We start from the raw sequence: 11,386 nt of genomic DNA, 5'->3' as shown, positions 1-11,386 counted from the left end.
TTCAGAATCACACATGCATTATCAAGAAATAACTGAATAAAATTGGCTGGCAAGCTTATGTATATTTTCATTGCAATGTTGTGTACTTTTCACTTGCAAAACACAGAAAATGTTCATAAGGTTGAAAATATCCGAGATAAAACATTATTGGAATTCCAAACCCATTATAAAGATAAAACAATAAATAAGCTCTCTATTTTCTTTTATATTTATGCTTTATTAAGCTCAAAGGAATATCAAGACTTGTTTCAAGCTGATTTAATGAAGGAGAGTCCACGTATTTTCTTTACCTCCGACTTCTGGGCGTATGCAGAAGTTGGCGAAAAACTGGTTAAATTGCATACTAACTATGAGGACGTTAAGCCATATGAAGCAACAATAGAATACAAAAGTTCGGAACCCTCATTTAAGGTTACTAAGATGAAATATGCTAAAAAGGGCGATCCATCTAGCATAGTCTTTAATTCTGATATTACAATTAAAGATATTCCAGAAAGAGCACAACAATATGTAATTAATGGTCGTACCCCAATGGAGTGGTTGATGGATCAGTATAAATTGGAAGTGAAAAAGAAAAGTCAAATACTATTTGATCCAAATGAATATTCAGAGGATGAGAAGTATATTTTCAAATTATTACTTCGCTTAATTAATGTGTCTATTCAGACTGTGGATTTGATTAACAGTTTGCCACCGTTAGAAATAGTGGATTAATCAAGTGATGTACCTATTAGATTAGAGTGAAAGATCGGTATTATATAATGCCGGTCTTTTTGATTTGATGAATCCCATATTCTTCCCATAGAAACAAATCTTTTAAGCGAAAAGTAGATGTAATGCTTTATAATAAAGATATATTACAAAACATTTTATATGCAAATCATATTCGCATTTGTGTTTTCTGTATTAATTAGAGGTAAAGAAATATTGGAGGAATTGTTTTGAATAAGGAATTAAATGAACTTCTTATAAATGTTTTATTATTATTTGATACTGATGAAATAAACAGAAAGATAGAGAGAATTCAATCAGAATATAAAAGGGTCTATGAAGCAGAATTTGAAATACAAACCGGTTTTGGCCATACTTTCTCAAGAAACAGTTTTATGAGATTTGAAGAAGCCGTTAAAAGAAACACAAATGATCAATATGAGAATTTTCATCAATATATAAACAAGTTAATGTTTGAAAAGGAAATAACACATTCCGAATTATCAAAACGGAGTTTAATTAAAAAGTCAACTCTAAGCAGATATATAAATGGATCAAGGGAAGTCCCAGTAAACATGCTATTCCGTATAGCATTAGCTTTAAGGCTGAATATCATGGAAACCGAAGTTTTGTTAAGAAAAGTTGGTAAACGGTTTAAGGAAGCCTATATGGATGGTGTTATAATAGAAGCAATCGAACAAGGAATATATGATGTAATAAAAGTTGAAGCAGTTTTGCGAGAGTTTACGGAAGGAAAGGAGTCGTTGTTTACTAAGAAGGAACAAGAGGAATTTGGTTTTAGTGATAGAGACATGGAGATTGATGTAATTTAGTAACTTAAAGGTGAGCCTAGGATGGGAATTATTATTTCCCCATCCCATTCACGTCTTCAGTTAGAAAGTTGATTTGCTATAACTTTCAGAATCCTTTTGTTAGTTGGTGTTCAAAAAGTCAACCCCATTGTATTTTAATTTACCCAAGGTTTAGATGGTTTGAAAAGTAAGTGCATAAGGTCTATTTTGCAAACCAAGAATCAATTACTTTTGGATCTTCGCTATCAGGAACAGGTGCTGCATCAGCTATTTTAACGATATCTGTATAACCAAATGCTTCACCGAAAACAATTGCATATTGTTTCTCTAATCCTGGTACAAACTTTATTAGGTCTTGATTATTACTGGACAAGTTTCTGTTAACAAACTCTAAGTCTAACTTATTAGTTATCCTGTGAACAATAAATGAGTTACATTGTGAAACAATTGATTTTGTAAGCTCAGAGGGTCTTTGACTTGAAACGATTAAACTAATGCCAAACTTTCTCCCTTCTCGTGCAAGTCTTTCAATATAATATGAACCTAATTTGAACTCTTCCTGTTCTTGTTCATTAATATAGCGGTGAGCTTCTTCTAAGAGAATTACTAAACTGTCAACTTTGCATGTTTTTTTATTCTCTATAGCCCATTCATAGACCAATTTGGAAAACAGAAACATAACAATATCTAATTCATCCTTTTCAAAGTCCGCTTCAATTATAAAGATTTCAATATCAGATTCTACAATCTCTTCAATTGTATTTCTTTCTCCATCTCTGCTTTCGATTATATGGTAAATTCCGGGATCATCAGTAATAGTTTGAATTCTATTCATCATTGTTGAACACCAATTGAACCACTGGCTAGCTTTAAAGTTATCAAAATCCCCTGTAAAATTCCCATCTCTATCCTTTTTTCTGGCGTTATTCCATAGCCACCTATTAATTTCATCTTGAAGATCACTAAAATGAAAAACCCTTTTGTCCTCATTCTCACTCTTTTTTCTTAGCGATTTTATACAATTTTTTAGAATCGGAGCTTGTACACCAAGGCTAGCCCCTAAGAACTGGAAATACTCAGTAATACTTAAATGATAATGTGGTAGATACAATTCTTCCTTTTTTATTTTCTTAACTGAAAACTCCGTTCCTCTAAAGGCTTGTTCATATTCATCATTGGAATCGAATATTATAATTTTTGGTTTAATATTTACTGGAGTACCATTACTATTTTGTAGCCTTCTTTTTAAACCCTGAATAAGAGAGGCGACTGTGGAACTTTTCCCAGTACCTGTATTCCCGAAAATCCCCATATGCTTTCCAAATAATATATCTGGGTTTGCTGAGATTTCAAGTTGGTTGTCATCATAACTAGTACCAATTGGTAGAGTGTAAGGAGCATTTATACTAACAATAGATTGATATATTTTTTGACTAATTGAAAAAACTTCACTACCAATAATGGGGAAGCTATTAATGCCTGAATCGAATTTCATTAAAAAGTCATCATAAATTCCTACCAAGTTTGCTTCGATTACAAAGGAATGATCATTCTTAATAAAAATATCATCGGGAAGAAAGGTGTTTTTATCAAATATCTTGGAAATCCTTCCTACTATTCTTTTTCCATCTGGTAAAATACTGTAAATCAACTTATTAATTGATGCTACATAATCATTAATTCCGTACTTTAATACCAGCTTATTAGCTACATCTTCATCTATTACTTCAATATTTATTATTAATCCCTCAATTTTTATAATTTTCCCTACACGTACATCCCCATCAAACATTATTATTCATCTCACCTTTTAATCTTGTTAATGTATCGAGAATTATTTTTTCATTATTATCAAAGTTAGGATATGGTATTAGATAACTTGTTATGTATTGAAAATCCCCTAGAAAGTTCCCGAAGAATATCGTTATTCTTGAATCTTCAAAGCTCCTATCAATTAAACTTCGAAGGAATGGAGAAATATTTTCATCAGACTTATTTGAGTAAGAGAAAATAATTAGATTAAATTCGGGATTAGACAACGCATTGGTTATTATATCGTTAACGTGTTCGTCAAGAAAACTATAACCCATCACTAATAAAGTGGAGTTTGGTTTATTACAAAACTCAATAAACTGGCGAAACATTTCGCTGTAGGGCAAATCTAATGAGTATGTTTTCTTAGATTGAACGGGATAAATAATACAATCAGGAATTAAGGATCCTTCACCTTCAGTAGACAAATTTCTAAAATCTAATTGTTTCTCAGAAATGCCGTAAGGTGGTTTATAATTATCAAAAAACCAAGATAGTGAACCATGTAACTTAAACAAATTTATTCCTTTTGTATAGGTTTTCCCTCCGTCTGAATACTGGATATGTGTATCAAGATGAAAAGAAGCGGGGTTAAAAGCACGGTAATGAAACCCTGCAAAACCATTGTTTACTTGTATCCCAAGTTCTTCTGCTGTTTTTTCAATTAGTAGATCGTAGTTTAAGGTGAAAATATTTACCTTATTACTCTTATCTCCTCTTGAAACTAACTTTTTTAAAAACGTTTTATGAAAATGATTAATTTCATAATCAATTGTTAGAACGAAATTTTTAATAAAAGCGTCTTTAAAATTCTCTACTAACAATTCCAACTGACTTAGTATGGAGTCATCTTGAAGTACATTTTGGTAATATGATAACATTTCATATAATCCATCTAAGGCTTGTTCTGGCCTTTTCTTTGCTAAATTTTTTAATACTCCTTCCAACTCATCTTTGTTATTAATGCTTTCATCGAAATTAAAATTTTCTAGTAGAAAAGTGTGCTCTTGTTTTTGATTTGTATTAATTGCCTTGGATCCTGCATACATAGAACAACCATTACTCATTAAAATATGTAGGTTTTCACTTTGGAGATACTTATTTAGAATATCATTTCTAATTCTTTGGGTTTTTTTCTTTAATTGATCCCTAATACTGGAAATAACCTCTTCATTCGTATCTATTTGCCTACCTGAAAAAAACTCTCTATGAAACATCTCTTGAATAATATCAGTAAGATATAGATGAAAACCTTCAGATTCCTCTGAAGTAATTTGATCAGGAGCTTCCTTACAAAAGAAGTTCTGTAATTCATTATTTTCAAATTTAATGTTGTGAGTCATTTGATTATATATATATTCGTGCATTTTAGGACCCCTTTAGATGTTTTTTCAACATATGACTCTATTCGACAGCAATATGGGGAAATCCTCTATTTAACTTATAGAAGTCTCATATCAAAGATGGTTCCCTATATTCGTTTGAATAACAGTACATTTTTTAAATGGTATAATTGTAATAGATAATTGGAGGTGTAAATTTGGAGCAAAAGATCGCAATACCCACTGATAGTGAAGGATATTATTCTTTAGAATGCCCATATTGTAAAGAGAGATTCAAGGCTTTAGGAGGTGACATAGACGCAGAGGATACTATGGAATTATTCTGCCCTTCTTGCGGCTTAGTCGATGACAATAATAAGTTTATACCTGATGACGTTATTGAACATGCACAAACACTTGCAATGAATTATATGAAACAACAACTTAACGATACATTTAAAAAGGCAAGTCGAAAGATGAAGGGGTCTGGTTTAACTCTCGATTTCAAGAAACTTAAAGAGGAGGCTCCTAACCTGTTAACTGAGGACGAGAAATTGGAACAGGTTCAGCTTCAATGTTGTAAAAAAACTATTAAAGTACATGCCGACCAAATCATAGAAAATATATATTGTCCATTTTGTGGGGTGAATTAAAATGAGAGAAGACGTTGCTTCTATTGAAAAAGAGTTTAAAAAACTATCGTTGAACTTTAGAAGAGTAGCGAGTAGATTCTTGAATTGTAATTTTCAGGATTATCAGGATTGTTTAAAAAGGTTTCTTCTTTTCATAGAGGATTCACCTGTAATTAAAGAATTTATTCAAGAAAACAATACGACACATTTTGACATTGGGAATATAATCAAGGAAAAAGAATTCCATTCGAAGTATAAGTTGCCTATCAGAGAGGCAGAGGTTTTCAAGAAATGAACTTGACATTATGAATATTGCATATGGTTATGGTGGGTCAAACAAAATACAAAGTCATGTAGATAACTTTAATAATCAAGTTGCTAAACCACTTGTTGACTATATTGTAACTTATCTAGGGGAGTTGAAAATAGACATGGGTCTTGATGGGAAATCTAATACTCAATACAACATCGGAGAATTTAGAGGTCAGTTGAACCATGCGGAGGGACAGAGTACAGTTGCTGCCAGCCAAACATATAATGAAACAAAGATTGCTGGATTAAAGGAATTAACAGAACAATTTGTAGAAGAGCTTAATATGAATGAATCAATTTCACAGGATGACACAGAGGAGACTACGGAAATACTAGAAGCAGCAGTACAAGAACTGGAAAGTGAAAAACCAAGGAAAATAATAATAAAAACTGCGATTGAAAAAGTTAAAAGCGTTGGCGAACTAGCTACTGCTGGAACAACGTTGTTCACTTTGGGGACTAAACTTGTTGAATCATTACAAGGGTCAATTGTATAACCGTCTCTTAAAAGATGAAGGATGGGCTTAAATTGCACCCATTCTTTTTCTTTTCAGCTATCTTATTGATAGTGATGTTTCATAAATATGAGACTTATCAAATTTGTAAATCGCAACGGATAATAGTCTGACTATTTTGATTGGTGTATATTCTGTAAGACTAATTATTAGTCGCATAGTATAATTAATTTCGGGAAAACAGGCAGTAATTGACTTTCGTGGTGAAATCACCAGGCTAATATACTAAAGTATGTTATAGTCCTCGTATTGTTAAGGTATTATACTTTTTAGCTTTTATCGGATTCGTATGGAACATTAAAGGGATAGAATTATACTGCTTTTCCTACATTTTAATATAGGGGGGAATGGTGATGAAAATTCACTCAAGGAATTACTGCACTCTTACTCAAGAAGAGAAAAACAAGTGGGAAATTCTTAAAGAGAAAGAAATTGTTCGAAGATTTGAAAATAGTGATATAGTAATACGAAAGAGCCGATACAGAGAGTACCCTGTAGCTGTTAGACACTATAAAAGTCTGTTTCCTAATAACCATCTGGACATAGTGGATTTACAACAAATTGAGTATTTAACCTCTCTTACAGAAGAGTATCTTGCTATAATCGAAAATCCTAATTCGAATGAAAGGTCGATTCTTAACTGGATCCGTGAAGAAAGGGCATATTTTATTATTGCATCTATAATGAAAGGGTATTATTCATTTGGTCATCACGATGCATTTATTTTTCCAGAATTTCAATTAGGTAATACATACCAAGTGGATTTTTTAATTGTGGGAAAAAGCTCAGGCGGGTATGAATTTATTTTTGTAGAGCTTGAACATCCACATAAAAATATTACTTTAGCAAACGGACATTTAGGAGATGCAATGAGGAAAGGTGAAAGACAAGTCATAGATTGGAAATATTGGCTTGAGTCCAATTATGGAACACTATATGAAACATTTAAAAAATATAAATCGCCAAGGCAGGATTTGACTGAGGAATTCATTAAATATGATAGTTCTCGCATACACTACGTTGTCGTAGCAGGAAAAAGAAATAACTTTAACAATAGAACCTATCAATTGAAGCGACAAAAAAGATTGTCTGAGAATATATTAATGCTCCATTATGATAACCTTTATGACTCGGCTAAGGCATTAATTGGAGAACCTACATACTGATGAAGGACATAAATTTTAACTACAAAAAAAGAGCTGGATAGGGATCTGACCTCAAAGTTGAGATTCATGATTGTGTTCATGGAAAAATGCTACAGAAACTAGACTTTAAACAAAAGGGGAAATTTGTGTATAAGATAGTTTAATTCTGTTAGTTATCACTTGAATACTCATATAAAGGAGCGGAGATTTGAAATCGCAAACAGACTCTCCCTTTCTTTAATCACGACCGCAATTCGATATTTGGATAATGGAGGAGTGCTTTGATACATTAAAAAGGACAATCCCTAGCTAATACAGTGGGAATGTCCTCTATTTATATAAATCATTGCCTTTAAATTGTTACGGTGAACCGTATCACAAATAGTGGTAAAGCAGAGGGTAGAAGTTCTTATTACAAAGGATTTTCTAAACAAGATTTAAGTCAATCTGTACTTCCTCTTTTCAATTTCTTTATTACCTATATGTTTAGAATTATAATATATCTTAAAGAGAGGGGGAGTCATAATGAGAAATGCCAACCAAGTAACTTGTGAGAAAAGGACTTATTCTAAAGAATTTAATTCTCACCAACATAAGTTTGGTCAATTTCTTTTCCCATTACAAGGATCCTTAGATATACAAACAAATTTGCAAGAGATAAACCTGAGACCGGATTATTGTCTGTACCTTCCTCCAATGCTTGATCCTAAATATTGTTCAGTAGACAGAAACGAATTTTTAATATTAGATATACCAATTCATTATTTGCCAGAGGATACAAGCACCATGTATATAGGGCTGGATAAACAATGGTCTTCTATTCGTTATTTGTTATTGGAAGAGGCGAGGAGTCAGAGAAATTCTTCTTCCTTAGTAAATTTGACTAAATATGTGACCAACAAACTACATATCTCTAGACTTCCTTCTATTGAATATATTCACAAACATTTTAAGGAGCCCATTAGTTTAGAAACTTTAGCGAAAATAGAACATTATCACCCAGCGTATTATTCATCATGGTTTAAACAAAAAATGGGAAAAAGCCCAAGTGTGTATATAACTGAACTTCGATTGAGAGAGGCTAAGCATCTGTTAGTTTCAACAGCATGGTCTATGACAAAGATTAGTGAGGAATTAGGTTTTGAAAATTCTTCATCGTTTACAAGGTGGTTTGTAAGATGTGAAGGAATGCCTCCGAAGAAATATAAAATTCTTAATAAAGGATAAAGCGGATATTAAACTTGGTAAAGAAACTTTTTATGGATTTGTTTATCATAAGTTTAACTATTCTTTTTATCTTTTTTATTGAGGTGAGCAACATGAAGGGTAAATTGTCTCCTTTTTTAATATTGCTAGCAGCAATTCTTTGGGGGACCACAGGTACTACGCAGGCACTTGCTCCTGAAGCAGCACACCCGATTGCCATTGGCGCTACTCGCTTAGCAGTAGGGGGTCTATTCTTATTACTTATTGCACTTATAACAGGAAAATTGAAATTAATAGATTGGCCAGTCAAAACTATAATAGGGGCTTCTTTATGTATGGCATTATATCAACCGTTATTTTTCTCAGCAGTTTCGATTACGGGAGTGGCTATTGGAACAGTGGTAGCAATTGGGAGTGCCCCTATTTTATCTGGTTTCTTGGAATGGATGTTTTTCAAAAATCGTCCTTCTAAAGTTTGGTGGTATTCTACAATTTTATCCATCTTAGGTTGTCTAATGCTATTTATGAATAAAGAATCATTGTATGTAGATCCTATTGGAATAATAATGGCTTTAGGGGCAGGTTTATCGTTTGCCAGTTATGCTCTTATAAGCAGAGATATGGTTGGAAAATACTCAACTTTATCAGTGGTTGCAGTAGTTTTCACCCTAAGCGCAATCTGTCTATCACCATTTTTATTTATTTTTGATATGTCTTGGATAATGAGTTTTCGAGGTGTCGGTATAAGCATTCAACTTGGAATAATGGCGACCGGGGTAGCATATTTCCTTTTTGCCAAAGGACTTGCCCATGTTTCTTCATCTACTGCAGTTACACTTGCGTTGGCAGAACCAATGACAGCAGCGTTATTAGGGGTTTTCATGTTAGGAGAAAACCTAAACACAATTTCGTGGCTTGGGATTTTCCTTTTAATGCTTGGTATCGGAACATTAATACGGTCTTCCAAAAGTTCTAGTAGCAAAAATAAACGTAGGGTGGCTTAGCAGTGAGTAAACTTGTAAAAAGGTGGTTAAATCATTATGGTAAAAATCGAAGATTTTCTAATACTAGATATTCGTGTTGGCACAATCATAAATGCAACATCTTTTCCTGAAGCGAGAAAACCTGCAATAAAATTAGAAATCGATTTTGGAGAAGAGATTGGCATAAAATATTCGTCTGCACAAATCACACGTAGGTATAATCCTGAAAAACTTTGTGGACGTCAAGTAGTAGGAGTAATTAATTTTCCTCCAATGAGAATTGCAGGGTTTAAATCTGAAGTATTGGTAATTGGTGCGGTTCCAGAAGATGGGGATGTTATTCTTTTGAAACCTGACGAACTCGTTAGGAATGGAACAAGAATATCATAATACATTTTTGGTGAATGTATTTTTGAGATTGGTTTAAGGGGTAATATTACCGGTAATTTCCAGAGAACCGTATCACAAATAGTGGTAAAACAAAGAGTGGAAGTTGTTATTAAAAAGGAATGGTTAGGTAAATTAGGTTCTTAAGTTGTTTAATTAGAGACCTTACTTATAGGTATAATTATTATAAAGTAAACCAAAGCAGGGGTTACAGAGTTATTCCCCTGCTTTTTATACACGTATTAGTTGCTTTCTCTCAATCTTTTTTTTGTCCCTTTTGCCTTATTTTATTTACAGCCCAACTTATTATGGAATTTGAATTCCTATTTTGAATCATTACTATCTTGCTTTTAATTATTTCTATTACTTCTCTATATATGGTGTCAATATCCTTGAATTTTTCTCTACCTTCAATATGTGCAATTTTTTCATCCATTTGCTGAATGGAAACTTGCTCTTTAAGGCAATTATCTATTCTTTTAATGATATCTTCTATAGAGGATTTAATCTCATCTTCATTAATAGGTAAATCATAAAGTACATTGTTTAATTTGGTTATGATTTTATCATAAGATTTTTCACTACCTCTAATATATTTCCGCTTATTCTCGCGTGTTTCCTCCGCAATACTTTTTATTCTTGATAGAATGTCAGTATATGTATATTGCATTGTTGTATTTTTAAAATACTTCATCGTCTTAGAGGCGAAAATCCATGAAATAATAGCCCCACCTAAAGAGACTATACTTGAAATGCTCCCTAAAGTGTTTAAGTCCAATAGTTAATTACCATCCTTTTCGCTGATAATATGCTTATACTTCGGGAAGTTACCATATAGTGCAGGGAAAACTTCATCCCATCTTCCATCTTCCCAAAGTGCTTTTGCTATATACTCGGCTAAGTGGTAATCACCTTCGTTACCAGTAATCTCATAAATTCTAGATTCATATTCGCTATTACTAACTTTTTTATTATGATTTATCTGGTCTCTAATTTCGTCCATTAGATTCATGATTTCGTTATATTGTCTTTTTGTGATATCGTATTCAAATAGAATCCTGTTGATGTTTGAATCATGAAACATTAGGTCTAACTTAAATTCCAAATGTTCAACTTTTTCTTCTAATAATCTTACTCTTTCATCGCTCATAAATATCATCCTCATATTAGTAGTTTAGTTTAAAGAAAGGTTAATTAATTCCACATGTGTACATGCAACTTAAATTTTGCGAACTACTAATTAATCTGTCTATGAATCTATTGACTCTATCAAAAAAGATTTAGTATAAATGAAACGCAGGTAAAATAGTAATTTCGGCCAAACGGGCTTGGGAAAATCATCTCTAATTAATGCATTAAGTTAAAATGTAGCAAAATTCACTCAATTATTGTCATCCATATTACTTCCCTCCTGATATATTCAAAATAATTCAAGATTTATATATATTAAATCACTAGCGTTGCATTAATTAAGATTAAATATTAACAAGACCCCGAATTTTCGCTAATTTACTTTAATGCAAATAAAAAGTCCTTTATAATGGATTTA

The 11,386-nt window shown here is 32.3% G+C and carries 12 protein-coding genes; 8 read left to right on the top strand and 4 right to left on the bottom strand.

The genetic code is table 11. The features are described 5' to 3' along the window. Window positions 1-42: 42 nt before the first annotated feature. Entirely contained in the window at window positions 43-714 is a 672-nt protein-coding gene (locus tag ACFSBH_RS13465) for a type ISP restriction/modification enzyme (RefSeq protein ID WP_379598009.1), read from the top strand. Between the two features lie 227 nt (window positions 715-941). After that, window positions 942-1,544: a helix-turn-helix domain-containing protein gene (locus ACFSBH_RS13460; RefSeq protein ID WP_379598007.1), complete on the top strand. Its 603-nt coding sequence runs from the start codon at window positions 942-944 to the stop codon at window positions 1,542-1,544. A 181-nt stretch (window positions 1,545-1,725) separates the two neighbouring features. Here ACFSBH_RS13460 and ACFSBH_RS13455 read toward each other — a convergent pair whose 3' ends face one another. Together ACFSBH_RS13455 and ACFSBH_RS13450 are read right to left on the bottom strand one after the other, a co-directional pair. After that, the gene (locus ACFSBH_RS13455; RefSeq protein ID WP_379598005.1) at window positions 1,726-3,315 is read right to left on the bottom strand and encodes an ATP-binding protein; all 1,590 of its coding nucleotides are present in this window, start codon (window positions 3,313-3,315) and stop codon (window positions 1,726-1,728) included. Beyond that, window positions 3,308-4,702: an SIR2 family protein gene (locus ACFSBH_RS13450; RefSeq protein ID WP_379598003.1), complete on the bottom strand. Its 1,395-nt coding sequence runs from the start codon at window positions 4,700-4,702 to the stop codon at window positions 3,308-3,310. Before ACFSBH_RS13450 ends, ACFSBH_RS13455 begins: the two co-directional genes overlap by 8 nt. A gap of 173 nt (window positions 4,703-4,875) precedes the next feature. Between ACFSBH_RS13450 and ACFSBH_RS13445 the strand changes: the two genes are divergently transcribed. The 6 genes from ACFSBH_RS13445 (at window position 4,876) to csaA (ending at window position 9,840) form a co-directional block, all read left to right on the top strand. Then, complete coding sequence (locus ACFSBH_RS13445; RefSeq protein WP_379598001.1) at window positions 4,876-5,310, top strand: hypothetical protein; 435 nt, start codon at window positions 4,876-4,878, stop codon at window positions 5,308-5,310. A gap of 284 nt (window positions 5,311-5,594) precedes the next feature. Continuing rightward, the gene (locus ACFSBH_RS13440; RefSeq protein WP_379597999.1) at window positions 5,595-6,098 is read left to right on the top strand and encodes a hypothetical protein; all 504 of its coding nucleotides are present in this window, start codon (window positions 5,595-5,597) and stop codon (window positions 6,096-6,098) included. Between the two features lie 371 nt (window positions 6,099-6,469). Further along, a complete protein-coding gene (locus ACFSBH_RS13435) occupies window positions 6,470-7,282 on the top strand; it encodes a Shedu anti-phage system protein SduA domain-containing protein (protein ID WP_379597997.1) in 813 nt (270 codons plus the stop codon). A gap of 504 nt (window positions 7,283-7,786) precedes the next feature. Continuing rightward, the gene (locus ACFSBH_RS13430) at window positions 7,787-8,488 is read left to right on the top strand and encodes a helix-turn-helix transcriptional regulator (protein ID WP_251512956.1); all 702 of its coding nucleotides are present in this window, start codon (window positions 7,787-7,789) and stop codon (window positions 8,486-8,488) included. A 92-nt stretch (window positions 8,489-8,580) separates the two neighbouring features. Further along, window positions 8,581-9,471, top strand: a complete 891-nt coding sequence (locus ACFSBH_RS13425; protein ID WP_251512966.1) for an EamA family transporter — start codon at window positions 8,581-8,583, stop codon at window positions 9,469-9,471. 36 nt (window positions 9,472-9,507) lie between these two features. Further along, a complete protein-coding gene (gene csaA, locus ACFSBH_RS13420; protein ID WP_251512958.1) occupies window positions 9,508-9,840 on the top strand; it encodes a chaperone CsaA in 333 nt (110 codons plus the stop codon). 253 nt (window positions 9,841-10,093) lie between these two features. Here csaA and ACFSBH_RS13415 read toward each other — a convergent pair whose 3' ends face one another. Together ACFSBH_RS13415 and ACFSBH_RS13410 are read right to left on the bottom strand one after the other, a co-directional pair. Next, entirely contained in the window at window positions 10,094-10,615 is a 522-nt protein-coding gene (locus ACFSBH_RS13415; RefSeq protein WP_251512959.1) for a hypothetical protein, read from the bottom strand. 3 nt (window positions 10,616-10,618) lie between these two features. Next, the gene (locus ACFSBH_RS13410) at window positions 10,619-10,987 is read right to left on the bottom strand and encodes a DUF1878 domain-containing protein (protein WP_171510271.1); all 369 of its coding nucleotides are present in this window, start codon (window positions 10,985-10,987) and stop codon (window positions 10,619-10,621) included. Between the last annotated feature and the right edge of the window lie 399 nt (window positions 10,988-11,386).

It is taken from the genome of Oceanobacillus luteolus (genome assembly GCF_042678205.1).
GTDB classification, from domain to species: domain Bacteria; phylum Bacillota; class Bacilli; order Bacillales; family Amphibacillaceae; genus Oceanobacillus; species Oceanobacillus luteolus.
This window is presented reverse-complemented; position numbering and strand designations above follow the sequence as displayed.